This is a genomic window from Solibacillus faecavium, from assembly GCF_014836905.1.
GTDB lineage: Bacteria > Bacillota > Bacilli > Bacillales_A > Planococcaceae > Solibacillus > Solibacillus faecavium.
In genome coordinates this window covers 215,778-242,264 of record NZ_JACSPZ010000001.1, presented here as the reverse complement: position 1 = coordinate 242,264, position 26,487 = coordinate 215,778, and the positions used below count along the sequence as shown (strand labels likewise).

Annotated in this window: 26 protein-coding genes and 1 pseudogene; all 27 read left to right on the top strand. The window is 37.7% G+C overall.

The genetic code is table 11. The annotated features are described in order from the left end of the window. Positions 1-247 precede the first annotated feature (247 nt). The 27 genes and pseudogenes from H9635_RS01245 (at position 248) to H9635_RS19150 (ending at position 26,423) form a co-directional block, all read left to right on the top strand. A complete protein-coding gene (locus H9635_RS01245; RefSeq protein ID WP_191698326.1) occupies positions 248-577 on the top strand; it encodes a geranylgeranyl pyrophosphate synthase in 330 nt (109 codons plus the stop codon). A gap of 134 nt (positions 578-711) precedes the next feature. Then, positions 712-1,857: a radical SAM family heme chaperone HemW gene (gene hemW / locus H9635_RS01240; protein ID WP_191698325.1), complete on the top strand. Its 1,146-nt coding sequence runs from the start codon at positions 712-714 to the stop codon at positions 1,855-1,857. A 164-nt stretch (positions 1,858-2,021) separates the two neighbouring features. Then, complete coding sequence (gene hrcA / locus H9635_RS01235) at positions 2,022-3,047, top strand: heat-inducible transcriptional repressor HrcA (protein ID WP_191698324.1); 1,026 nt, start codon at positions 2,022-2,024, stop codon at positions 3,045-3,047. Positions 3,048-3,095: 48 nt separating this feature from the next. Continuing rightward, complete coding sequence (gene grpE, locus H9635_RS01230; RefSeq protein ID WP_318245165.1) at positions 3,096-3,653, top strand: nucleotide exchange factor GrpE; 558 nt, start codon at positions 3,096-3,098, stop codon at positions 3,651-3,653. Positions 3,654-3,765: 112 nt separating this feature from the next. Continuing rightward, positions 3,766-5,619, top strand: coding sequence for a molecular chaperone DnaK (gene dnaK / locus H9635_RS01225; RefSeq protein WP_191698322.1), 1,854 nt, complete (start codon positions 3,766-3,768; stop codon positions 5,617-5,619). Positions 5,620-6,481: 862 nt separating this feature from the next. Beyond that, positions 6,482-7,603, top strand: coding sequence for a molecular chaperone DnaJ (gene dnaJ / locus H9635_RS01220; RefSeq protein WP_191698321.1), 1,122 nt, complete (start codon positions 6,482-6,484; stop codon positions 7,601-7,603). A 14-nt stretch (positions 7,604-7,617) separates the two neighbouring features. Next, the gene (gene prmA / locus H9635_RS01215) at positions 7,618-8,556 is read left to right on the top strand and encodes a 50S ribosomal protein L11 methyltransferase (protein ID WP_191698320.1); all 939 of its coding nucleotides are present in this window, start codon (positions 7,618-7,620) and stop codon (positions 8,554-8,556) included. 65 nt (positions 8,557-8,621) lie between these two features. Further along, positions 8,622-9,365: a 16S rRNA (uracil(1498)-N(3))-methyltransferase gene (locus H9635_RS01210; RefSeq protein WP_191698319.1), complete on the top strand. Its 744-nt coding sequence runs from the start codon at positions 8,622-8,624 to the stop codon at positions 9,363-9,365. Positions 9,366-9,702: 337 nt separating this feature from the next. Further along, on the top strand, positions 9,703-11,280 hold the full coding sequence (locus H9635_RS01205) for a phytoene desaturase family protein (protein ID WP_191698318.1): 1,578 nt from the start codon (positions 9,703-9,705) through the stop codon (positions 11,278-11,280). 70 nt (positions 11,281-11,350) lie between these two features. Next, positions 11,351-11,965 carry a PH domain-containing protein gene (locus H9635_RS01200; protein ID WP_191698317.1) on the top strand — a complete coding sequence of 205 codons (615 nt, stop codon included), beginning with the start codon at positions 11,351-11,353 and terminating at the stop codon, positions 11,963-11,965. A gap of 572 nt (positions 11,966-12,537) precedes the next feature. Beyond that, positions 12,538-13,398: a response regulator transcription factor gene (locus tag H9635_RS01195; protein WP_191698316.1), complete on the top strand. Its 861-nt coding sequence runs from the start codon at positions 12,538-12,540 to the stop codon at positions 13,396-13,398. A 164-nt stretch (positions 13,399-13,562) separates the two neighbouring features. Beyond that, the gene (locus H9635_RS01190; RefSeq protein ID WP_225231060.1) at positions 13,563-14,438 is read left to right on the top strand and encodes a HEAT repeat domain-containing protein; all 876 of its coding nucleotides are present in this window, start codon (positions 13,563-13,565) and stop codon (positions 14,436-14,438) included. Positions 14,439-14,444: 6 nt separating this feature from the next. Next, a pseudogene (locus tag H9635_RS01185) lies at positions 14,445-15,860 on the top strand (glycosyltransferase family 2 protein). Between the two features lie 233 nt (positions 15,861-16,093). Next, on the top strand, positions 16,094-17,443 hold the full coding sequence (gene mtaB / locus H9635_RS01180; protein WP_191698314.1) for a tRNA (N(6)-L-threonylcarbamoyladenosine(37)-C(2))-methylthiotransferase MtaB: 1,350 nt from the start codon (positions 16,094-16,096) through the stop codon (positions 17,441-17,443). A 184-nt stretch (positions 17,444-17,627) separates the two neighbouring features. Beyond that, the gene (locus tag H9635_RS01175; protein ID WP_191698313.1) at positions 17,628-18,092 is read left to right on the top strand and encodes a hypothetical protein; all 465 of its coding nucleotides are present in this window, start codon (positions 17,628-17,630) and stop codon (positions 18,090-18,092) included. A 19-nt stretch (positions 18,093-18,111) separates the two neighbouring features. Further along, positions 18,112-18,645, top strand: a complete 534-nt coding sequence (locus tag H9635_RS01170) for an adenylate cyclase (RefSeq protein ID WP_191698312.1) — start codon at positions 18,112-18,114, stop codon at positions 18,643-18,645. A 94-nt stretch (positions 18,646-18,739) separates the two neighbouring features. Continuing rightward, the gene (gene deoC / locus H9635_RS01165) at positions 18,740-19,408 is read left to right on the top strand and encodes a deoxyribose-phosphate aldolase (protein WP_191698311.1); all 669 of its coding nucleotides are present in this window, start codon (positions 18,740-18,742) and stop codon (positions 19,406-19,408) included. 110 nt (positions 19,409-19,518) lie between these two features. Continuing rightward, positions 19,519-19,692: a 30S ribosomal protein S21 gene (gene rpsU, locus H9635_RS01160; protein WP_004227078.1), complete on the top strand. Its 174-nt coding sequence runs from the start codon at positions 19,519-19,521 to the stop codon at positions 19,690-19,692. A gap of 412 nt (positions 19,693-20,104) precedes the next feature. After that, positions 20,105-20,185 carry an RNA polymerase factor sigma-54 gene (locus tag H9635_RS19515; protein ID WP_191698739.1) on the top strand — a complete coding sequence of 27 codons (81 nt, stop codon included), beginning with the start codon at positions 20,105-20,107 and terminating at the stop codon, positions 20,183-20,185. 258 nt (positions 20,186-20,443) lie between these two features. Further along, positions 20,444-21,778, top strand: a complete 1,335-nt coding sequence (locus tag H9635_RS01150; protein ID WP_191698310.1) for an NfeD family protein — start codon at positions 20,444-20,446, stop codon at positions 21,776-21,778. After that, positions 21,775-22,782: a flotillin-like protein FloA gene (gene floA, locus H9635_RS01145; RefSeq protein ID WP_191698309.1), complete on the top strand. Its 1,008-nt coding sequence runs from the start codon at positions 21,775-21,777 to the stop codon at positions 22,780-22,782. The genes H9635_RS01150 and floA overlap by 4 nt, the downstream gene beginning before the upstream one ends. Before the next feature lie 41 nt (positions 22,783-22,823). Then, on the top strand, positions 22,824-23,276 hold the full coding sequence (locus H9635_RS01140; protein WP_225231059.1) for a hypothetical protein: 453 nt from the start codon (positions 22,824-22,826) through the stop codon (positions 23,274-23,276). Between the two features lie 137 nt (positions 23,277-23,413). Beyond that, positions 23,414-23,956, top strand: coding sequence for a hypothetical protein (locus tag H9635_RS01135; RefSeq protein WP_225231058.1), 543 nt, complete (start codon positions 23,414-23,416; stop codon positions 23,954-23,956). A 55-nt stretch (positions 23,957-24,011) separates the two neighbouring features. Beyond that, positions 24,012-24,248, top strand: coding sequence for an RNA methyltransferase (locus tag H9635_RS01130; RefSeq protein ID WP_191698307.1), 237 nt, complete (start codon positions 24,012-24,014; stop codon positions 24,246-24,248). Beyond that, positions 24,245-25,354, top strand: coding sequence for a sporulation protein YqfD (locus tag H9635_RS01125; protein ID WP_191698306.1), 1,110 nt, complete (start codon positions 24,245-24,247; stop codon positions 25,352-25,354). Before H9635_RS01130 ends, H9635_RS01125 begins: the two co-directional genes overlap by 4 nt. A 2-nt stretch (positions 25,355-25,356) precedes the next feature. Next, on the top strand, positions 25,357-26,316 hold the full coding sequence (locus H9635_RS01120; RefSeq protein WP_191698305.1) for a PhoH family protein: 960 nt from the start codon (positions 25,357-25,359) through the stop codon (positions 26,314-26,316). A gap of 14 nt (positions 26,317-26,330) precedes the next feature. After that, a complete protein-coding gene (locus tag H9635_RS19150) occupies positions 26,331-26,423 on the top strand; it encodes a PhoH family protein (protein WP_225231057.1) in 93 nt (30 codons plus the stop codon). The last annotated feature ends 64 nt before the right edge of the window (positions 26,424-26,487 follow it).

Below are 26,487 nucleotides of genomic sequence, written 5' to 3'. Positions count from 1 at the left end.
TACCTAATATTTGGTAATTTATATTAAAATTTTTTTGGGATAACTTCTTTTATTAAGTCGCCCGTTATAGTACAATAGCATTAATTATTTTATAAAAGCTGTAAAAATATTGGGTTTTTATGCTTTTGTTACTGTGGTAGAAAACAATCATCTACAGTAAAAATTAGCTATTTTAATAATTGGGGAAACTGCTGTAAAAAATAGATAAAACACAGCTAGAATAATACATTTTAGGGGGATGGATTTTATGAACAGTCAAATTCAACTTATGGTACCTGAGTGGTTTGTCCAAGATGAGCTGCATATTGTGGATACAATCATTAGTAAAGCTTCTGGCACATCGGGTATTGTGATTGCGGGAGAAAACTTCGATGCTTCCAAGCAGTACAATCCAATTGTACGTCTTTACACAATTCGTTTAGTTGATGATCAATATGAATTAGCCAAGGAACTTGAATCATTCCAATTTAAAACAGTAGAAGAGGCAGAATTATTTTGCTCAAAGCTACCTGAACTAAATGCCATTGATTTGATTATGCTTATGAATAAAGAAGAGCCTGTGCTTTCCATGCAATAGGTTGTAAAGCTTTGTTGGATGATATTTCATTTAACAAAGCTTTTTTTGTCGTTTCTTTCTGAGTGCCTCTATTTGTATTTTAATGTAGAAAGGCTACAATAAAGGAGAATAACAATATTAAGGAAGTGATTTAAATGGCTAGAGGTGTATATATTCACATTCCTTTCTGTCATCAGATTTGTAACTACTGTGATTTTAATAAAGTATTTTTTAAAAATCAGCCAGTGGATGAGTATATTGAAGCACTAGGACGTGAAATGGCAATGACGGTTGCCAAAACTCCTGAAGCTTTTACTAATATAGAAACAATTTTTCTCGGTGGAGGCACACCTACTGCATTATCCGCACAGCAAATTGAGAAATTATTACAGCTAATAACGAAACATATTCCGATGTCATCCGTAAAAGAATTTAGTAGTGAAGCGAATCCGGATGAACTCACTATCGAGAAGTTACAGGCGCTTTACAATGGCGGTGTAAACCGCTTAAGTATGGGCGTGCAGTCATTTGATCAATCCCTTCTAACGAAGATTGGTCGCACACATTCTAATGAGCATGTGTACGAAACGATTCAAAACGCAAAAAACGTCGGCTTTGAGAATATTAGCATTGATTTAATGTATGGATTGCCTGGTCAAACGATGGAGCAGTGGCAAGATACACTGGAAAAAGCATTGGCATTAAAGCTTCCCCATTATTCAGCCTATTCGTTAATTGTCGAGCCGAAAACGATTTTCTACATTCAATATGCGAAAGGGAAATTGGTTTTGCCGACTGAAGATCTTGAAGCGAGTATGTACGGTGTTTTAATGGATAAGATGGAAGCGCACGGACTGCAGCAGTATGAGATTAGCAATTTTGCGCATGAAGGCTATACATCTACACATAATAAAATTTATTGGGATAATGATGAGTATGCAGGCTTTGGTGCAGGCGCTCACGGTTATTTAAACGGTATTCGCTATTCAAATGTCGCACCGATAAAAAAATATATCGAAATCGTTATGGAAGAAAAGCTTCCGCTATTGCACGAGCATGAAGTGACAGTTGAGGAAAAGCTGGAAGAGCAAATGTTTTTAGGGCTAAGAAAAACGGCCGGTGTCACACATGAAGAATTTGAAATGAAATTTAATCAATCAATGGAGGATCTTTATAAGGAAACGATTTCACGTTTACTAGAGGAACAATTGATTGAATTTGATACAAAAGGCATTCGCTTAACTAGAAAAGGCCGATTTATAGGCAATGAAGTTTTTCAACGCTTTTTAGTAGGGGAATAAATTTAAGTAAAGGTGCTGTTCGATGTAAATCCTACTGCGCGTAAAATGGACACAAAAAGAATATTAAAAATTTCGGACGAATTCATTGACATCATTTTAGAGATTTGCTAATTTATATAATATATTAGCACTCCTCTTAATCGAGTGCTAACAGAGGTGAAGAGATGTTAACAAATCGGCAGTTACAAATATTGCAAGCAATCGTAGATGACTTTGTGATGTCTGCTCAGCCTGTTGGTTCGCGTCAACTATCGAAAAAAGAAGGTATTACGTACAGTGCAGCTACGATACGTAATGAGATGGCTGATTTAGAGGAATTAGGCTATTTAGAAAAAACGCATACTTCTTCAGGGAGAGTGCCATCCGAAAAAGGTTATCGCTTTTATGTTGACCATTTACTTAAGCCTCAAGTCATTTCGACTGGCGAAGTAGCACAAATACACTCGCTCTTTGAAAAGCAAATTGTTGAGGCGGAGCAAATTATTAAAGAATCGGCGAATATCTTGTCGGAGTTAACGACGTATACGACGATATTGCTCGGTCCGGATGTGCAGAAGCACCGTGTAAAGAAATTCCAGATCGTTCCTTTAACAGAGGAAACGGCAGTGGCTATTATTGTAACGGATAACGGTCATGTAGAAAATCGTACTTTAACGTTACCAACGGGTTTTAGCCCGCATGATATTGAAAAAATGGTAAATATTCTGAATGACCGATTAGTAGGTGTACCATTATATGACCTTCCAACAAAGCTTCAAACAGAGGCAGTGTCGGTATTGAAATCTCATATAAACGCATCGGAATCAATCATTCGGTCTTTATTGTCCATAACTACCCACCCAAATGAAAGTAAACTTTATTATGGCGGGAAATCGAATATGTTAAACCAGCCTGAATTCCATGACATAGCCAAAATGAGAATGCTGATGGACTTATTTGATAAAGAAAATCAAGTTCAAACGCTGTTTAATCAGGGCAATCATGGTATTCAAATTCGAATAGGTTCAGAAAACAATCATTTAGCGATGGAAAACTGCAGTGTCATTACCGCTTCCTTTTTAGTCGGTGAGGAACAGCAAGGCGCTATCGCAATTATCGGACCAACGCGAATGGATTATAGACGGGTTGTGACATTATTAGATGTTATGACAAACAGTCTTTCCCAAGCGTTTTTCGATAAGAAACAGTAACGCAGCGGCGTAACTTAATAAATGGTTGATATACGAGGAGGAAGAGAATTGTCTGAAACAACAAAAACAAATGAAGAGTTGAAGCAAGAAGAAACTGCTGAGCAAGAAGAAGTAGTAGAAACAGCTGAAACTGAAGAAACAGTATTAGATGAAAAAGAACAAAAAATTGCTGAATTAGAAGCGAAATTAGCAGAGGAAGATGCACGTTACCTACGTTTACGCGCGGATTATGATAATTTATCTCGCCGTAGTCGTCTAGATCGTGAATCTGCTGAAAAATACCGTGCGCAAAGTTTATTAACTGAACTATTGCCGGCATTAGATAACTTAGATCGCGCACTTCAAGTAGAAGTGACATCTGAAGAAGCGACTTCTTTATATAAAGGTGTAGAAATGGTATATGGTCAATTGTTAGCCGCAATGGAAAAAGAAGGTTTAGCAATTATTCCAGCAGAAGGCGAAACTTTTGATCCGAACTTCCATCAGGCAGTAATGCAGGAACAGGATAGTGAGAAGGAATCGGGTATCGTTTTACGCGAGTTGCAAAAAGGTTATAAACTTAAAGACCGTGTTCTAAGACCTTCAATGGTATCAGTAAACGAGTAATTCAGTACTTTTTAGTGCTAGTTATATAAAATGGCTGTCAAGCTTGGTTGGACAGTAATTGTTAAATAAACACATACATTCTGTTTTTTAATATTAGGAGGAAAATTAAATTATGAGCAAAATTATCGGTATTGACTTAGGAACAACAAACTCTTGTGTATCTGTATTAGAAGGCGGCGAGCCAAAAGTAATTCCAAATCCAGAAGGTAACCGTACATCTCCATCTGTAGTAGCATTTAAAAACGGTGAAAAACAAGTGGGTGAAGTTGCTAAGCGTCAAGCGGTAACAAATCCGAATACAATCATTTCTATTAAATCTAAAATGGGTACTAACGAGAAAGTTAAAGTGGATGATCAAGAGTACACACCTCAAGAAGTATCTGCAATGATTTTACAATACTTAAAAGGCTATGCTGAAGACTACTTAGGTGAAAAAGTAACGAAAGCGGTTATTACTGTTCCTGCTTACTTTAACGATGCACAACGTCAAGCAACTAAAGACGCTGGTAAAATCGCTGGTTTAGAAGTAGAGCGTATTATTAACGAACCAACTGCTGCAGCATTAGCTTACGGTTTAGATCAACAAGATGTTGACCAAAAAATCCTTGTATTCGACTTAGGTGGCGGTACATTTGACGTATCAATCCTTGAATTAGCTGACGGCGTATTCGAAGTATTAGCAACAGCAGGTGACAACAAACTTGGTGGTGACGACTTCGACGACAAAATCATTGCTTACTTAGTAGAAGAGTTCAAAAAAGAAAATGCAGTAGACTTATCAAAAGATAAAATGGCAATGCAACGTTTAAAAGATGCAGCTGAAAAAGCGAAAAAAGACTTATCAGGTGTAACTTCTACTCAAATTTCATTACCATTCATTACTGCTGGTGCTGATGGTCCACTTCACTTAGAAGTATCATTATCACGTGCGAAATTCGATGATTTAACAAAAGACTTAGTAGAGCGTACAATCGTTCCTACTCGTCAAGCATTATCAGATGCAGGTCTTTCTGCTTCAGAATTAGATAAAGTAATTTTAGTTGGTGGTTCTACTCGTATTCCTGCAGTAGTTGAAGCAATTAAAAAAGCAACAGGTCATGAGCCACACAAAGGCGTTAACCCTGACGAAGTAGTAGCAATGGGTGCTGCTGTACAAGGTGGCGTATTAGCTGGTGACGTACAAGGCGTATTATTATTAGACGTAACACCATTATCATTAGGTATCGAAACAATGGGTGGCGTTATGACGAAATTAATCGATCGTAACACAACAATCCCAACATCTAAATCTCAAGTATTCTCAACAGCTGCAGATAACCAACCAGCAGTAGACATTCACGTATTACAAGGTGAGCGTTCAATGGCTGCAGACAACAAAACATTAGGTCGCTTCCAATTATCTGATATTCCACCAGCACCACGTGGTATTCCACAAATCGAAGTAACATTCGATATTGATGCAAACGGTATCGTATCAGTTAAAGCGAAAGACTTAGGTACACAAAAAGAACAAACAATCGTGATCCAATCTGATTCAGGTTTATCTGAAGAAGAAATCGAGCGTATGGTTAAAGATGCAGAAGCAAACGCTGAAGCAGATGCTAAACGTAAAGAAGAAGCAGATCTTCGCAACGAAGCTGACCAATTAGTGTTCCAAGTTGATAAAACAGTTACAGATTTAGGTGAGCAAATTACAGAAGACGAAAAGAAATCTGTTGAAGATGCACGCGATGAGTTAAAAGCTGCTTTAGAAAAAGGCGAAATCGATGGTATTAAAGAATCTAAAGAAAAATTAGAAGGCGTATTACAGCCATTAGTTATGAAAGTATACGAGCAAGCGGCAGCAGCTGCACAAGCACAAGGCGGAGCTGAAGGCTTTGATGGCGCTGCAGATGCAGGCAAAAAAGATGACGGTGTAGTAGACGCTGACTTTGAAGAAGTAAAAGACGATAAAGACAATAAATAATCGTTAACACAATTTCGCTAAAGTGAGATTGATAAAACTTAAAAGCCAAAGACCGCTCGCGGCTTTGGCTTTTAAGTTTGTTGATGAGCTAGCGGAAATGGATGGGTGCTTAACCGTTTTGAAATTGAAAGAGAAAAATAGACGGAGAAATTCCGGTTATTTTAAAAAAATAATGAAAAATGCCAAAAATAAACGGAGAAATTCCGTCTATTAACTTAAAAAGCAGGAAAATAACGTTTTTTTTAATGAATAAGCGGAAAACGTCCCTCTATTTACACTTAAAATGAGGGGCATTAGTTAAATAAGCGGAAATCCTCCGCTTATTTCGTGTGAGACTCCCATGCTACCGTGTAAATGGCAAGCACGGAACTTAAATAGACGGAGAAATTCCGGTTATTTTAAAAAAATCGTGAAAAATGCCAAAAATAAGCGGAGAAATTCCGTCTATTAACGTAAAAAGCATGAAAATCACTGGTTTTTTAATGAATAAGCGGAAAACTTCCCCTTATTTACAATTAAAAAGAGGATCATCAGTTAAATAAGCGGAAATCCTCCGCTTATTTCGTCTGAGTGAGACATCTGTGCCATTAAAGTGCAGAACTTACACGAAGGTGAGCGATTCACGACGCCTAAGAAGAAGGAACAAAAGCTAAGAACGCCACGTCCTGTAACAATGACTTTGTAACCAACATCGTGTTGGCCTCGTGCCCGTGGAAAGCTTTCTATCGGTTATGGAAAGCACTAGAAACCATAAAATAACACCCACTATTTATTTGATATAAAAAGTAGGATAGCAAAAGGTATACATCATTTTTTCAACATGCTAAAATAGACGTTATGTAAAAAGAGCGGAGAGTGAACAATGAGTAAGCGTGATTACTATGAAGTGCTTGGCCTAAGTAAAGGTGCAAGTAAAGATGAAATAAAAAAAGCATACCGAAAATTATCAAAACAGTATCACCCTGATTTAAACAAAGAAGAGGGGGCAGACGTAAAGTTCAAAGAAGTAGCTGAAGCATATGAAGTGCTATCTGACGATCAAAAACGTGCCCGCTATGATCAGTTTGGTCACGAAGATCCGAATGCGGGCTTTGGCGGCGGTGGCTTCAATGGCGGCGGCGGATTTGGCGGCTTCGAGGATATTTTCAGTTCATTCTTTGGTGGCGGTCGACGCCAAGATCCGAACGCACCACGTAAAGGTGACGATCTGCAATTCCGTATGAATATTACATTTGAAGAGGCAGTATTCGGGAAAGAAACAGAAATCGAAATTCCGAAAGAAGAAACGTGCGATACTTGTCACGGATCAGGTGCGAAACCAGGAACTCAGCCTCAAACATGTTCACAATGTAATGGTGCAGGTCAAATTAATCAAGCGGTTGATACACCGTTTGGCCGTATGGTAAACAAACGCTCATGTCCAAGTTGCCGTGGTCAAGGGAAAATTATCGTGGATAAATGTACACCATGTCGAGGTACAGGTAGCATCACGAAAAAGAAAAAAATCAAAATTACAATCCCGGCTGGTGTTGATGATGGTCAACAACTACGTGTAGCAGGTCAAGGTGAAGAAGGCTATAACAATGGTCCAGCGGGAGATTTATACATTATCTTTGCTGTACGTAAGCACGAACATTTTGAACGTGATGGCGACGATATTTTATATGAACTAAACTTAACATTCCCACAAGCTTCATTAGGTGATGAAATAGAAGTACCGACGATCCATGGTAAAGTGAAGTTGAAAATTCCAGCAGGTACTCAATCAGGAGCGCAATTCCGCCTAAAAGACAAAGGTGTAAAAAATGTACACGGCTATGGTATGGGTAACCAATACGTCATCGTAAAAGTTGTCACACCTACTAAATTAACAGAAAAACAAAAGCAACTATTAAGAGAGTTTGCAGAAATCAGTGGTGACATTCCGGAAGAACAAGGTAGTTCACTATTTGATAAAATCAAAAAAAAAATTAAGGGCGACTAAGGAGTGTATTGCAAGTGAAATGGACAGAACTTTCGATTTTAACGACGCATGAGGCCGTTGATGCAGTGACGAACATTTTGCATGAAGCTGGTGCAAGTGGTGTAGTAATTGAAGATTCAAAGGAATTAGATAAGGAAAGAATCGATAAATTTGGTGAGATTTATGCGCTGAATCCAGAAGACTTCCCAAAAACAGGTGTCATTGTAAAAGCATATTTATCAGCTTCAAGCTTTTTGGCGGAGACAATCGAAGAAATTAAGCTTGCAATTGCAAACCTTGTAAACTTTGATATAAATATTGGTGAAAATATTTTAACGCTTTGTGAAGTGGATGAGGAAGATTGGTCAACAGCATGGAAACAATATTACCATCCTGTTAAAATCTCTGAGCGCTTTACAATCGTACCGACTTGGGAAGATTATAAACCAGTTTCAACGGACGAATTGATTATTGAACTAGATCCTGGCATGGCGTTTGGTACAGGGACACACCCAACTACTGTTATGTGTCTGCAAGCGCTTGAAAAAGTTGTACAGCAAGGTCATACAGTTGTCGATGTTGGAACAGGATCAGGTGTCCTGTCGATCGGGGCTGCGATGCTTGGAGCGGAAAAAGTGCATGCACTAGATTTGGATGAGGTAGCTGTTAGAGCGGCACGTGAAAATGTGGAATTAAATAAAATGGATGCTATTGTTGAAGTATTCCACGGCAACTTATTGGATACCGTTAAGGAGCCTGCCGATATTGTAGTGGCGAATATTTTAGCGGAAATCATTATGTCATTTACTGATGATGCATTTTCAATTGTGAAACCTGGTGGACTTTATGTTACTTCAGGAATCATTGGTGCTAAAAAAGATGAAGTAAAAGAAGCGTTGGAAAAATCCGGCTTCGAAATTGAAGAAGTTCTAATGATGGAAGACTGGGTAGCGATTATTTCGCGCCGTCCTTAATTAAATTTCTAGAACAACAGCTGTTTTGTGCAGCTGTTGTTTTTGTATAACAAGGAGTGAATACGATGCAACGGTATTTTATTGAATCAGCCGGAAATGATGAAAATGAATTTATTGTAACGGGTGAAAATGCACGTCACATTAGTAAAGTCATGAGGATGACAGTAGGGGAAGAAATCATCATTGTCCATGAGAATGTAGCGAATATATGTGAAATTGTGGAGATCGATCAGGATATACGCGTTAAAAAGACTGGACAAACTATCCCCTCACCGGAAATGCCTATAAAGGTGGATATCGCATGTGGGTTGCCAAAAGGAGATAAACTGGAGCTTATTGCACAAAAGGCAACGGAACTAGGGATGTATGCAATGATTCCATTTGCGGCGGAGCGTTCTATTGTGAAATGGGATGCGAAAAAAGCGAAAAAAAACCAAGAACGCCTGCAAAAAATTGCGCAGGAGGCTGCGGAGCAATCACACCGTACCCATATACCGCAAGTGGAAGAGCCAATAAGCTTTAAACAGCTTATACAAAAGTTCGCTAACTACGATGCGATTTTTATTGCGGATGAAGAAGATGCTAAATTGGAAAACCGGACGAGCTTTAAGCAAAAGCTACAATCACTTATTACAGATAAGGAATTACGCATTCTATGTATTTTTGGTCCGGAAGGTGGAATTTCCCGCAATGAATCAAAGGTACTGATTGAAGCGGGTGCCCAAACAATGTCACTCGGCCCTCGTATATTGCGAACAGAAACAGCGCCATTATATGCTTTGTCAGCCATTTCTTACGAATTTGAATAAAAAAAGGGATTGATTTGAAAGGTAACTTTCGAATCAATCCCTTTTTTGTATGAATGAATTAGTCCTATTTGATTAATTTTATCTCAAATTCGAAATTTCCACTTGTATAATCACATGTATTAATTGTACAATGTTTGTATAACATTTGTAGCCTTTTTAAAGGTGATGGATATATTAATAACAGTCTAACGTGAAATATCATGCTATAAGTCGTTATTTTAACGATTAATATTCAAATAAAGTAATAGGGCAATGAAGAAAGTTGCTAACGTTGTACAACATTTAATTATTTATTTTAATCATTGTCCAATGCTTGGGATAAAAGGAGGCAGTAGAGATGAAAAAAATTGCGGTAGTAGGTGCTGGACCTGGTGGATTAGCGGTAGCGATGTTAATGGCACATAAAGGCTATGACGTAACAATTTATGAGAAACAGGACTATGTAGGTGGGCGTACAAGTGAAATTAAACTTGGTGAATATAAGTTCGATATGGGACCTACATTTTTGAACATGCTTTACATTGCGGAGGAAATTTTCGAGTTAACGGGACGGAGTATAAACGATTATGTAGATTTAATTGATTTAAATCCTATGTATCAGTTGATTTTCCATGATAAAAAGATCAATATGACGCGTGATGCAAACGAAATGATTCGTCAAATCGATGAACTTTTCCCAGGAAATGAAGGCAGCTATGAACGTTATATGGAGCGTACTCAAAAGAAATTGGAAGTTCTCGCACCTGTTTTACAAGCTCCTATGAATCGAATGACAGATTTATTGAATCCGAAAGTGCTAAAAGCTGCTGGGGAATTAGAAATCGGCAACTCGCTTGTAGATACATTGTCGAAGTTCTATAAAGATGAAGATTTACAGCTAGCCTTTACATTCCAGGCGAAATATTTGGGGATGTCTCCGTGGGAAAGCCCGGGTGCCTTTTCGATCCTATCGTATATAGAGCATGCATTCGGTGTTTATCATATTAAAGGCGGTATCAATAAATTAACGGATGCGATGGCCAAAGTCGTGAAGGAATTGGGCGGGAAAATTCAACTGAATAGCGGTGTAAAAAAACTGAAAGTAAATGGTAAAACGGTGACAGGTTTAGTGCTTGAGGATGGTCAAGAAATTATTGCAGATGAAGTAATTATAAACGGTGATTTTGCCAATGCCATGACTAAATTAGTAGAGCCAGGTGTATTAAAAAAATATACGCCTGAAAAATTGGAGAAAAAGCAATATTCTTGTTCGACGTTTATGCTGTATTTAGGTGTAAATAAACGTTTTGATCTTCCGCATCATACAATTTGGTTTGCAAAAGACTATCGTAAAAATGTTGAGGAAATTACGAAAACAAAGCTATTGTCTGAAGATCCTTCCATCTATATTCAAAATGCTGTTGTTACAGACGATACAGTAGCACCAGATGGGAAGTCGACACTTTATATTTTAGTACCGGTACCGAACAATACAAGTGGAATTGACTGGTCACAAATAACTGCCCCATTCAAAGATTTAATTTTGAATATGGTATCGGATAAATTAGGGATTACAGATATTAGAGAATATATCGAAGAAGAGCGTATCATTTCACCGGAAGATTGGGAACGAGACATTCATGTGTATAAAGGGGCAACATTCAATTTGGGGCACCAATTATCGCAAATGCTTGTATTCCGTCCGCGCAATAAATTCGAAGAGCTTGACCATTGTTGGCTAGTAGGTGGGGGTACGCACCCGGGAAGTGGCTTGCCGATTATTTTGGAGTCTGCCCGTATTACAGCCAATGGAATATTGAAGGAACATAAACAGCCGCTTCATCCAGTTAAACCATTACCGAAAGTTGAACACTATAAACCGGTACGTAAGGATAAGGATCTCGCGCATCAGCCTGCAGCAATCCATATGAACTAATAATCGTATTTTTGGAACTTTTAATTGTGTAATACGTATAACGATATATGCAATTAAAGGAGGCGCTAAAATGTTTAAAAAATTTGCTTCAGATGCTTTAGGCTTATCTGATATTGGTGTAGTTATTTCAAGAGAAGATTTTGACAAGACAGATGCAGATGATTTTATTTTTAATGAAATGGATGAAAAAATCTATTTTCTTATTAAAACGAAAGCTGACGAATATTGCTTTACAAACTATGCATTAATCCACGTTGACGGTGCCAATGCCATTAGTAAAAAGCGGATGCTTCGTCGTTATGACTATGAGTATTTCACTATTGATGAAGTATTGCTTGAAACTGCGGGTACAATTGATTTAGACGTAGAAATTAAATTTGTTATCGGCAATGTTCCGTTAAGCATTGATATCCATAAAAAGTATTTAACTGAAATTAAAGATTTGTATAAGGCGCTTCATGCCATCTCATTGGAACAAAAAGCGAATTCCTTCAGTATGGATGCGGCAAAACAGAGCTTGAATTTGGCAGCCTCTTCACTTGGACGTACAGGTGCTGATGGAGTTTCTCCGGCAGAGGCATTTAAAGAAATCACGTCATTTTCACACAGCTGGCTCATCGATCAAAAGAAAACATTTGTGAAGAAAGATTTTGGAGATGTTTTCGAAAAATATATTAATAATTAATTAAAAGTAGAAGCGTGCGGTATTCAAGACTGCGCGCTTCTATTTTTTTGTGGAATTTATAGGCTGAGTAATGTAGAAAGATTTCCAATAAAATTGCACTATACTACCGCTTGCGAGGCCCACTTTTCAGTGTCCTTCTAAAATAAGGGAAGATTTTACCGTTATTTAAATGATATAGCTCCTTTTAGGATAAATAAGGGAACGTTTTACCATTATTTTAAATATAATCGTGAAATTTTATGCTTTTTAGGTCAATAAAGGAAATCCATTCCCTTATTTTCACTGTTCTTAAATTTATTTGCGAAATAGCGGAAATTCCTTCCTCTATATATCTCTTTACGAATTTAATCTGCAAATGCTTTGTGGTCTCGCCACCCAAAACTATCCTACAAAGGACGCGAGCTTCCACAAGTTTTCCACATAGCCGACCGATCAATTAAGAAAAATTTGATTACAATCTTCCCTATATTCCCCGAAGATCCATTTTTATCTTTATCTTTATAATTTTAGGGTAATAGAAAACTAATAGAAGTTCTCCTACAAGAATTTTTACGAATTGGGGTGACATAAAGATGCTTAACCAAACAACAAGTAGATTTAGCAATTCAGTTGAAAATTTTCAGTTTTTGAACCAACTTTATAAGTTACAGCTTGTTTATGTAAAGAAAAAGAGAATTCACTTTTCAATCGTTTACATTAAATATTCGCAAGAGGCGTCTGTTAGTTATGAAGAGTTTATTCAAGTGTTAAAGAGCCAGTTACGTTCTTCGGACTTTGCCTTTGCACATAAATCAGAAAATTTTGTAATATTACTACTGGCGATTAGTAAAGTTAACGAAACCAAAGCGCTTTTAGGACGGATACAAACGAAACTGCAGCCATTTAATATGCCGCTCGTTTCGGTTATTGCTGAAATCGCTAATTCTCTTCACGCCCTTGAGGAAGTGCTGGGAATTATGGAGGAAACGGTGATGAGGTTGGAGTTTCACCATTCACAATCAATCGTTTTATCGAACTTTTTAGAGAAAGAAAGCGTAATAGTTAAAGTAAGTATTATAGATAATGACTTAATCACCCAGTCGATTTTTTCGAATCTGTTTCATAATATTGAGACAGAGCATAGAGAATTGGAAATTAGGAAATTTAATGATGGGCAGGATTTTATAGAATCCGACTGGTACCAGAGCAGTCATAGCCATATTGTCGTTTTAAATGATATTCTCCCTAGAAAAAATGGTTTTGAAGTGTTGCATTATTTACGCGGATTACCGAATGAACAGAAGTACTTAATTGTTTTTATCTCTACTCGCAATTCGGAAGACTCACAGCTTTATAGCTTTGAAAATGGTGCAGACGCTTACTTTGTTCGTCCTTTTAACTTAAAGATTTTTGAAATACAAATGAAAAACTATTTGAGCAGGCCACGGAAATGATGACTACTCAATTTTTATATGGGGCGATATTAATAGGCGTATCAATGCTGTTGGTTGTTTTTTTTATATTTATTTATTTGGTTTTTAAAGGGATAAAAAGAAATCGTATTAATGCGAAAATTCAAGAGTACGTAGAGCAAAACGAGAGGGAATGGTACAATTTTTTGATTCACAATGAACCGTTTGCCCGACAAACATTGAACAAGGTTTCGATGATGGCAATAGATCACATTTTTGTTTCGTATATGACGACGTTTAGTAATGAGGATATTCAACGAAGAGTGTCCGAATATGCTTGTTTGAATATGAAAAAGTATTATATAAAACAACTGAAGAGCCGTGACAAGTCAGTTCGTATTAACGTATTGCAGCGTTCATTAATGCTGGAACTGGATTTTCTCGTACCAATAATTGAGAGGCATTTAAGAAAGCCACGGTATTATGAAACCGAGGAATATATACTGATGCTACAGGTTGTCGCGAAATTTAATCGGAATTTATTTTTTGCACATATATATAAGCCGAGAGTGCCTTTTGATGATTATGAATACAAAATTTTATTATCATATATCGACGAGAACTATATTGATTATTTTAAAAACCATTTTGAAACTTTGCCCTACGAAATAAAATTGGCGTTACTTGATTTTTTAAGCTACAGCACAAATTTAAGTAAAGCCTACTTATCTTTTTATGAGCAATTATTATGCTCGGAGCATCTGGAAATTCGAGTCAAGGTACTGAAGGCAATTACTTCTTTTGGAATGATTTCTCATTTAAAACCGTATGAAAGCTTCGTTAATTCTCCTGATTGGGAAGAGCGGTTTATGATGGCTAAAATTTTACGGTTTGTAACGGAAGAGCAATCCTATGATTATTTGCAGCGGTTAATGGCCGATTCAAATTGGAGGGTACGGAAACAGGCAGCACTATCCTTATTGAAAATGCCGGGAGGGAAAGTAATTTTACAGCAAATAGTCGGGCGCAAAAAGGATTTGTATGCAGTGGAAATGGCGAAGGAAGTCATGAAGTTAGGGTGATGTTAAATGAATACAGATAAAGTATTTTACTGGTTTAATGAGGTGTTTTTTTCGTTAATTTTTCTGTATATGATTATTGTCATTACGGTATATTCGTTAATGTTAATATTTGCATTTTTCCAGTTAAAGAAAGACAGAAAGCTAGATAAGCTGCTTCTAGATAGAGTAAATTTAAAGGCAGTTTATTCAAAACCTGTATCAATTATTGTCCCTGCCTATAATGAAGAGATAGGGATTATCAATACGATTCAATCGCTAATTACTCTTGAATATCCGCAATACGAAATCATAGTAGTAAATGATGGCTCAAAAGATGAAACATTACAAACAGTTATCGATGTTTTTAAAATGGAGCCGATATTCCAGACCGTTCAGCAACAATTGCCTGCTAAAGAAATCCGGGGCATTTACCGTTCGACACTTCATTTCAATATTGTTTTAGTGGATAAGGAGAATGGCGGGAAGGCGGATGCGTTGAATGCAGGGATTAATGTATCCCAGTATCCATATTTTTGCTCCATTGATGGGGATTCTATTTTATCATCGAAATCCCTTCTGAAAGTAATGAAACCAATCATCGCATCAAACGGAAGAGTTATTGCTGCAGGTGGAAGTGTACGCATTGCCAACGGATAGGATATTCAGTCAGGAAGTGTATTAAAGTCTGTTGTACCGAACAATCCGGTTGTGATCATGCAGATTATTGAGTATTTAAGAGCTTTCTATATGGGAAGAATTGCACTTAGCCGGTTTAATTTATTGCTGATTATTTCAGGTGCCTTCAGTGTATTTTCAAAAGAGTATACCGTGAAAGTCGGAGGTTACAATAAAAATACGATTGGTGAAGATATGGAACTTGTCGTCCGAATGCACAGCTATTTACTGCGCCATAACATACAGAAAACAATTGAATTTATACCGGATCCGGTGTGCTGGACAGAGGCACCGAATAATTTAAAAGATTTAAAAACACAGCGTAGACGTTGGCACCAAGGTCTACTAAGCAGTCTCACACTTAACAGAGGTATGCTGCTTAACCCTAAATATAAGCGAATTGGTCTTATTTCCGTGCCTTATTTTGTATTTATTGAATTGATTGGACCAATTATCGAACTGCTAGGCTATTTGTATGTCATCCTTTCTTTCACAGTCGGAGATATTTATTTGGAATCAGCAGTCACATTATTTGTCCTGTTTTTAATTTACAGTACGGTTATCTCTATGTTTTCTATTTTGCTGGAGGCGTGGAGTATGAGTACTTATCCACGCATACGGGATACATTGAAGCTTCTCTTATATTCTTTATCGGAAGTTTTCTGGTTCCGTCCGCTAATGGTTATTTTCCGCCTTCAGGGATTTTGGTATTTCATACGGGGCAAAAATGACTGGGGAAGCTTAAAGCGCTCCGGGTTACAAAAGTAGTCAATATTATAATTAAAGAGTAGTTATCATGTAAAAAGACTTTTAAGATGAAATCCACGTTTTAAAAGTCTTTTTCTATGGGCAAATTATAAAACATGAAGGTTAAAAAGATAGGCTTTACATAGCGTTTTGTGCTATTATAAAACACGTTGATATTTTATCTGCATTTAGCTAATTAAAAACTATGCCACTGGCAAATTGATAAGTGAAACCTTGAAAGGATGATATAAATTATGAGTTACGAACGTACGAAAACCGTATCTCTACATACATTAGGGTGTAAAGTAAACCACTATGAAACAGAAGCCATTTGGCAATTATTTAAAGATCAGGGATATGAGCGTACGGAGTTTGATCATCAGGCGGACGTTTATGTTATTAATACATGTACTGTAACGAATACTGGGGATAAAAAGTCCCGTCAAGTTATCCGCCGTGCAATACGCCAAAATCCGGATGCGGTAATTTGTGTTACAGGCTGTTATGCACAAACATCACCGGCTGAGATTATGGCCATTCCAGGTGTTGATATTGTCGTAGGTACACAGGACCGCGATAAAATGCTTGGCTATATCGAGCAATACCGTAATGAACGTCAACCAATTAATGCTGTACGTAATATTATGAAAAACCGTGTGTATGAAGAATTGGATGTACCGGCATTTACGGACCGTACACGTGCATCGCTGAAAATTCAGGAAGGCTGTAACAACTTCTGTACGTTCTGTATTATTCCTTGGGCGCGCGGCTTAATGCGTTCACGTGATCCGGAAGAAGTTATTCGCCAGGCACAGCAGCTTGTAGATGCAGGTTATTTAGAAATCGTCCTAACAGGTATTCACACAGGTGGATACGGACAAGACTTCAAAGACTATAACCTAGCACAGCTGTTACGTGACTTGGAAGCGCAAGTTAAAGGCTTGAAACGTTTACGTATTTCTTCTATTGAAGCATCTCAACTAACGGATGAAGTAATTGAAGTACTACAAAACTCTGAGATTGTAGTAAACCATTTACACATTCCGATTCAATCGGGTTCTGATACAGTATTAAAACGTATGCGTCGTAAATATACGATGGAATTTTTCGCGGAGCGTCTTGAGAAGCTGAAAGTTGCGTTACCTGATTTAGCTGTTACTTCTGACGTAATCGTAGGATTCCCAGGCGAAACGGAAGAAGAGTTTATGGAAACATTTAATTTCATTCGCGACCATAAATTTTCTGAACTTCACGTATTCCCTTACTCACAGCGTACAGGCACACCTGCTGCGAGAATGGACGACCAAGTGGATGAGGAAATTAAAAACGAACGCGTTCACCGCCTAATTGCATTAAACGATCAATTGGCAAAAGAATATGCGTCCCGTTTTGAAGGCGAAGTGCTGGAAGTTATTCCTGAAGAGCGCTTCAAAGATGGAGATAATGAAAATCTATATGTTGGCTACACAACAAACTATTTAAAAGTTATTTTTGAAGGCACTGAAGATATGATTGGTCAGCTTGTCAAAGTGAAAGTTACAAAAGCAGGCTACCCATATAACGAAGGTCAATTCGTTCGTGTTTTAGAAGAATTATTAAATTAAATATAAAGGGTTGTATAGAAGTTAAAAACTTTTATGCAACCCTTTTTTATTATATAAAAGTTTTAGTTTCTATTTTCCGGCATATTATATAATACATATCCAAAAGAATTCTTAGTTTTATTGCTATTCGCATATTCTAATAAAAAGAGGGTATTGGTCATTTATGATGGACGGGGGATGGGAAATGGGACAAGAGCAGCTGGCGAAATTATCTATCGTAGAAATACCGGATGGGGTTATTGGGAATATACATCAATTCAAAAATTTCGATCCATCAAGAATTCTGCACTATGAGTTAAAAGAGGACCGTTTATTAATTTACATGGAAGAGTCAGTAAGATTGGAAGCGATCAATGAATTTTCCCGCACAATTGAAGATTTCCGCAATGAGGTCGAGCGGGGAATTAGGCCGGAAGTAGAGGCTTTTGAAGCATTTGAGTACAATGATGATTTATCAGAACTTAAATTTACAGTGAAGCGGGAATTATTTGATCACGACATTCTCGCGGAAATGCTGGAAATTAGCATAGTAGAAGATGCCATTAAATTTCAAATATATAGTCGTAAATCTATCGGTGTACAAGTATATTATCTTGATGACAAGACAAAGCTAGTATTTGAGCAACGGTTTTATCCGGAATCTAGATAAAGAAGGTAGGGCAATTTATATGAAATGGATATGGATGCTTGCTATGTTATTTGTTTTATATGGTTGCACAGAGCAAAAAGAAGTTCAAACCGAATTGGAGCAACCGACTGTAGAAGTAAATATTCCTCCAGAAGTGGCACGGCAATATGGATCATTGAATATTGAATTTAAGGCTACGGAAGTTAAAAAGACGATACAGCCTGATGGGGTTGTCTCGTTACAGATGAATGAGCAGCAGCTTAGTGAAATTGCCCAACAGACGAAGCAATTTCTAGAAGAATATAAAGAGGTTACCGGAAAAGGTTCAGGCGATGGGGTGACTAGTATTACATCAAATGACACGTATTCAGAATGGGAGATTACGTTATCGGACGATTCTCTTATGAAGCAAGAAGCGTTTGATTTAGCGCAGGAACATTTAATAAAAAATATTTTAACTTATCAATTGGCAAACCGGCATCAACCTGAATTGAAAATACGATATGTACTGAGCACAGGCGAACAACTGGAAGAGAAAATTATACGGACGGAATTCGCCTATTCCGACGAATAATTTGATTTGTCTGACAATTTAACTCGAATAAAAAAAATGCTAAACTAGAAGATGTACGGACAACTAAAGAAACATTAAAAGGAGTAATGATACAATGACTCAAAATTATGCGGTAATGATCGATCATACTTTATTAAAAGCTGAATCTACAAAAAAACAGGTACAACAAATTTGTGCAGAAGCGAAGGAATACGGTTTTGCTTCAGTATGTGTAAACCCTACATGGGTAAAGTTCAGTGCAGATCAATTAGCTGGTACAGAAGTTAAAGTATGTACAGTAATCGGTTTCCCATTAGGGGCTACAACTTCAGCAGTAAAAGCTTTTGAAACAAAAGACGCGATTGCCAATGGTGCCGGTGAAATCGACATGGTCATTAATATTGGTGCATTAAAAGATGGAGACTTCGATTTAGTGCGTGACGATATTAAAGCAGTAGTAGACGCTGCAAATGGTACTTTAGTAAAAGTAATCATTGAAACATGTCTTTTAACAGATGAAGAAAAAGTAAAAGCATGTGAATTGGCAGTTGAAGCAGGTGCTGATTTCGTAAAAACTTCTACTGGTTTTTCAACAGGTGGAGCTACGGCGGAAGATATCGCTTTAATGCGTAAAACAGTTGGTCCAGACCTTGGTGTAAAAGCATCTGGCGGAGTTCGCAGCCTTGAAGATATGCAAAAAATGATTGATAATGGAGCTACTCGAATCGGCGCGTCATCTGGTGTTGCTATCATGAATGGTTTAAAATCAGATTCAAATTACTAAATAGATAGTTTTTGTTGACTCTTTTTCAATGATAAGCTATACTACTTTAGTACACATTATCTAAATGTTGATGATTGTATTGACGTGTGTTCGGAGGGAGGGAAAGAGAGATGTCAAAAACTGTCGTTCGCAAAAACGAATCGCTTGAAGATGCTCTTCGTCGCTTCAAACGTACTGTATCAAAATCAGGTACAATTCAGGAAGTTAGAAAGCGCGAGTTCTACGAAAAACCTAGCGTTAAGCGTAAAAAGAAATCAGAAGCTGCACGTAAACGTAAGTGGTAATTTTCCCTGTAAAAACCCTACGTTCATAACACGCAATTTTCAGATTTAACTGAGCAGACAAATGATATAACCCCCAAGCTACTTATGTGGCTTGGGGGTTATTTATTTTATTACAAAAAAAGATTTTTTAATAAAGTCCGTTCTGCTGTGGCATAAACACATTTCTGCGAAAATGAAGATATAAAACATAGCATTTCCGCTCTCCGCCGCCTCGCGATAGCGCAAGCGGCTTGGTTGTATATTTATATTACACTTTATAACGAGGGCAAAATTTTGGGGTTGGTGGGCCTCGCAAACGGCAATAAAGGCAGTGATAAACGTGGCTTTAGCGCTGTCTTGCCGTAGCCCACCAATCAATCAAGTGAAACCTTATTAGAAAATCTTCCCCATGTTATGGTGATGTGCCGAAAAAATAAAAATATCGCGTAGAACTATTACAAAATATAGAGAAAGCCTAACAATCCCGATTTCAACAAAAAGAGTATATGCATGAATAAGATGAGCCTATTTAGTAGAATCTAATTAAATGGGTTCGTTTTTTTATTTACGAATGAGAATATTTTAACCGGAAATAATGATTTTTATTGCAAATTATAGAAAATTATTAATTTTGTGGTTGATTTAGCGTATAATAGTTCGGTGAGGAGCCATTTTGAAAAAGGCGCAGATAAAAGTTAACTTTTTTGAAACCTTTTATCTTTTCATCCGTATACCTACTATACATACAATTTAGCAAAGAGAGGTGAGAATAATGAAACGAACAAAGATCTTTAGTTGGATTTTTCTAATGGTCATGTCATTCGTATTAGTATTTCCTTCTTTAACAGCATTTGCGAATGGTAAAGTATATGAAATATCGGTAAACAATGAAATTGAAAAAGGGTTAGTCGAGCATTTAAAGCGCGGATTTGATGAGGCGAAAAGCAATAATGCGGAGGCAATTATCCTTAATATGCACACACCGGGTGGATTTGTCGCTGCGGCTTCTGAAATTGGCAGGCTAATGGATAATACGGATATACCGATTATCGCCTTCATTAATTCTGATGCGCTGTCGGCAGGTGCGTTCATCGCATTACATGCGGATAAAATTTATATGACGCCAAATGCAACAATGGGGGCAGCGGCGGTTATCGATTCTGCAGGAAATACAGCTGGTGAAAAGGCAGAAAGCGATTGGCTTGCAAAAATGACGTCAGCTGCTGAAAACTCCGGACGGGATCCAAAATTCGCCCAGGCAATGGTCAGAAATGACTTTGATTTACCAGAGTTGAGAGCCCCGAAAGGAAAGCTTCTTACATTGACTGCTGAAGATGCCGAAAAGGTGAATTACTCTGAAGGAACAGTTGCTTCCATTGATGCACTGCTTAAAACACTGCAGCTTGAGGATAGTGAAGTTGTAAAAGTTGAGCAAACATTTGCAGAAAAACTTGCGCGCTTTATTACCAATCCGATAATTGTTCCTATACTGTTGTCGATTGCCAGTATTGGATTAGTAGTAGAGTTGTACTCGCCTGGCTTTGGTCTTGCCGGGTCAATGGGGCTTGCTTCATTAGGTATGTTTTTCTTTGGGCATCTCATTGCAGGATTTGCAGGATATGAAACACTGATCATTTTCGTTATTGGACTGATTTTAGTCATTGCCGAGCTGGTTGTACCAGGTGGCATATTAGGTATCATCGGGGGCGTACTAATTATTGGAAGTTTACTTTTTGCAGGGGAAAGCTTCGCCCATATGGCTTATTCGATTTTAATTGCAATGATAATTGCAGGTATAGGAATGGTGATACTTATGAAATTCTTCGGGAAAAAGTTGCATATGTTTAATCGTCTCGTACTGAGAGATGCTACGTCGACGGAAGAAGGCTATGTTTCAAATACGAACCGAATTGAATTGATAGGCAAAGTAGGTCAATCTATTACACCGTTGCGTCCATCGGGCACAGTTTTGGTTGGTCAAGATCGTCTTGATGTCGTGACACAAGGTGGCTATATTGATGCTGGTAAAACAGTGGAAATAGTGAAAGTAGAAGGCTCGCGTATTGTCGTGAGAGAATTTATTGGAAAAGGTGGAGAAGAAGTATGAGTATGTTTGAAGATGCAGGAACCATTACATTAATTATTGGATTAATTATTGCATTTGTCATCCTAGCAGTATTTTTCACATTTGTTCCAGTCGCACTATGGATTAGTGCACTTGCAGCAGGTGTAAGAGTAAGTATTTTCACATTAATCGGGATGCGTTTACGTCGGGTAATCCCTTCACGTATCGTGAATCCGTTAATTAAAGCACATAAAGCAGGTTTGGACGTAACAATTAACCAACTGGAATCCCACTATTTAGCAGGTGGTAATGTTGACCGCGTAGTAAATGCATTAATCGCGGCACACCGAGCAAATATTGAGTTAACTTTCGAACGTGCAGCAGCGATTGATTTAGCTGGTCGTGACGTTTTAGAAGCAGTACAAATGTCGGTAAACCCTAAAGTTATTGAAACACCATTCATTGCTGGTGTTGCAATGAACGGTATTGAAGTAAAAGCAAAAGCGCGTATTACAGTGCGTGCTAACTTAGATCGCCTAGTCGGTGGTGCTGGTGAAGAGACGATCGTTGCCCGTGTAGGTGAAGGTATCGTATCTACATTAGGTTCTAGTGAATCGCATTCAAAAGTACTAGAAAATCCAGATTTAATCTCTCAAACAGTTCTTTCTAAAGGTTTAGACTCGGGTACAGCTTTCGAAATTCTATCGATTGATATCGCAGACGTTGATATCGGTAAAAACATCGGTGCCGAGCTTCAAATTGAGCAAGCACAAGCAGATAAGAACATTGCACAGGCAAAAGCGGAAGAACGTCGTGCGATGGCCGTTGCAAGTGAGCAGGAAATGATTGCAAAAGTTCAAGAGATGAAAGCGAAAGTAGTAGAAGCAGAGGCAGAAGTTCCTATGGCTCTAGCAGAAGCGCTTCGTTCGGGTAACTTTGGTATCATGGATTATATGAACTATAAAAATGTTCAGGCAGACACATCTATGCGTGATTCTATTTCAAAAGTTTCAAATAACGAGAACCAGGATCCAAAGAATAAATAATCGAGGAAGGGAGTGAGCACTAGATGGAAGGACTTATCATAATGATTATTATATTTGTTGTCAGTTCCTTGTTAGGTAAAGGAAAAGAACAGCAAAAGAAAGAATCAAATCAGATGCCGCCATTTAGCAGTCAACCTGCTCCTCGAAAACAGGAAGTAGAACAAAGAACCGAGCAAAGACGTCCGAAATCTTTAGAGGACTTTGCAAATGAGGTATTTGGTCAGCTTAATGAAAAGGCAAAGCCAGTTGCACAACAAGTGACTCAAGAGCTTCCTAAACAAGTAGCAAAGCCTGTTATAGAGGCAAAGCGAGTTATAACTGATGCACGAACAGACAATCCAAATAGTGCACGTTCATTAAAGGAACGTCCAATCGTTGCAATGGCAAAAAAAGAGGCCGAAGCATTCCAGGTAGTGCCGACTAGTCAGCGTGACTTAATGCAAGCGGTCATTATGACAGAAGTTTTAGGTCCACCGAAGTCAAGAAGAAGATAATTATAGGACTACCTATTACTGCGGAAATTACGTAGAAATAGGTAGTCTTTTTTGAGTTAAACAAGTAACTGGCGGAATATAATTACTATTGAATGTCATAAGAAGTGGGTATATAGATGATGAGAGGGGGAATACAATTGAAAAGTGTATGGTTTAACGTCATGATGATGAGTGTGATATTTTTAGCAGCTTGTGGAAATACTAATGATGAGAGCCTTACAGATGCAGGCGAAACAAATGTTGTTTACGAAAATGATGAGATAATTTCGCATAATCTGGAAGGGGTAACAGTTTCATTAGACTATCAAATTCAAAAGGTAACTAATAGTGAAATGCTAGCACAATCTACCAATTTGCAATCTGGTGATTATCTACTTGAAGTAAGCGGAGAGATTCACAATGAGTTTGAGCAAATGGTTTATTATACACCTCATTTCAATATAGAAACTCCAGATAATGTGAAAATTGAGCAGTTGTCATCCACAGTTGGCGATGAACAGATTTTAGTGAATCCGCAAATGAAAACGAATTTTACCGTTGTTTATTTAATTCCTGAGGAACAATACAATAAAAATGAATCTTTAAATTTACAAGCTCCGGCAGTGTTTAAAGAGCCGGACAGTGAAAGCTCCGGTGATGCACTTGGAGACTCATCAAATTGGGAAATTCCAATTAAATAACTACACATGCCTTCTTTTTCCGTAGCATATAGTGACGTAAAAAGGAGGCTTTTTATTGAGAAAATTATTTCCTGTAAATAATAAATTACAAATCACCTCTTTTATGGATATCCGGTATGACGGGTACTATACGGTAGGAGATGTATCTCCAACTGAATATAACTGTCGTACGAAGGACTTTACTATGCATATTCGTGCCGGTGAGCTGGAAGTTATGCATCTGTTTGAGGAGGGTTTTTTAATTCATTGCAGCAAGCTTGAAAAATTAACGATTGAGCGAATAAAAAAATGAAAAAACCTTATAAAAAGCTTATCACCATTAAAATGAAGCAATCAACAGAAGCCAATACGTTTATTATGCTCCTGAAAAAAAATAATATTCGTATTACCCAATTGCGTTTCCCCGGAAAGGAAATTACTTTCCAGCTAGCGCACAAAGATTTGTCTTTAATTCGAAAGCTGAGAAAACAGGCAAAAGTTAGAATAGAGATTCGCTATAGTGAACCGGAAATTATTTTGCAAAAGGATTTGAAGACGGGAATAGGATTAATTTTACTGCTTATTGTCCCATTATTATTATCACGGTTTATTTGGCAAGTGGATGTAGAAGCGCAAACGGTCGAAATTGAGGATGAAGTAATGGATTATTTACAGAAGGAAGTTGGAATAGAATTTCCTGTACGAAAAAATGCATTTATTTCCGATAATGAAATTCGTCAAACGATGATGAGGCAGTTCAGGGAGTTTTCTTGGGTACATATTATGAAAAACGGCAGTAAAGTGACAATTAGCCCACAGTTAGCGCCAAAAATAGAACCGCCCCAAAACTCAAGTACGAATCAATATTTAATCGCCGGAAACAATGGAGTCGTTACACATTTTCAAATCGAAAAAGGGGTTCGCAAAGTAGAGCCAAATACGACGGTTTATCGTGGGGATGTTCTCGTATCGGGAATTATGGAATACGGAGAAAAATCAATTTTAATCGGAGCGGAAGGTAAAGTGTTTGTCGACTATTGGCTTGAAACTTCTTTTACCATTCCTAAAACAATTGAAATGGAAGTATTGGATGATTACGGTTGGAACTATCAAATAAATTGGAATCAAATTGGGGCTTCAATTGAGCAGAAATCATTTAAACCTTTAAAGTCCATTGTGACATATGAATCGTATAGAATGTTCCATAAAAAAACGGAGAAGATAAGTGAGAAGGATATCGAATCAGTAATTTTACCGTTATTGCATGAAAAGATGATTTATTCATTACCGCTTGAATCGGCAATTAAGGCAGAAAAACTTTTGCACGTGTCCGCTGATGATGATACAGTTAAAGGGAAAGTCTTGTATTTAGTAAATGAAAATATCGCAAAACCACATCTAATTCACCAAGGAGAATGAGTATGTCAGAAAAATATGTTGAGCTCCAAATCGACAATCCAAATGAAGCAGTCATGCTTTTGGGAATGTCTGATGCAAATATAACATTGATTGAAGAAACTTATAATGTCCAGATTATTACGCGTGGCGAGGTAATTCAAATTGCTGGTGACGATGCAGCAAAGAAAAAACAAGCATATTCAGTATTGGAAGCATTGCTTAAAGTAATACGGAAAAATATAAATATCGATCAGCGCGATGTGACTACAGCGATCGAGATGGAAAATAAAGGTACAATTGAATATTATGCAGAACTATATGATGAAGAAATAGCACGCAATACAAAAGGAAAGCCGATTCGTGCCAAAACAATTGGTCAGCGTGAATACATTCGGGCAATCCGTCATAAAGATTTAATTTTCGGTATCGGTCCAGCCGGTACAGGTAAAACTTATTTGGCTGTCGTTATGGCCACACAGGCTTTAAAGAATGGACATGTAAAACGCATTATTTTAACCCGACCTGCAGTTGAAGCAGGGGAATCTTTAGGGTTTTTACCGGGTGATTTAAAGGAAAAGGTCGATCCTTATCTACGCCCTCTATATGATGCTCTGCATGACATCTACGGGCAGGAACAGACTCAGCGTCTAATTGAACGCGGAACAATCGAAATTGCGCCATTAGCCTATATGCGCGGGCGTACATTAGATGATGCATTTGTAATTTTGGATGAAGCCCAAAACACAACACACCAACAAATGAAAATGTTCTTAACACGTTTAGGTTTTGGATCTAAAATGGTAATTACCGGGGATAAAACGCAAATTGATTTACCAAAAAACACCGAATCCGGTCTCATAATCGCAGAACGGACATTAAAATACGTAAAAGACATTCATTTCCAGATATTAGAACAGGGTGACGTAGTGAGACACCCATTAGTAGCAAGAGTAATCCAGGCATACTCAGACCAGGAATTATAAAAGGAAAACCCTCTGTGCCGAAAGCGAAGCGACAGGCACAAGGCGACGTAGTGAGACACCCATTAGTAGCAAGAGTAATCCAGGCATACTCAGATCAAGAATTATAATTACGCAAAGAGCAGTTGCACCGTGCAATTGCTCTTTTTGGTCTTATGATAATTTTAGACTAAA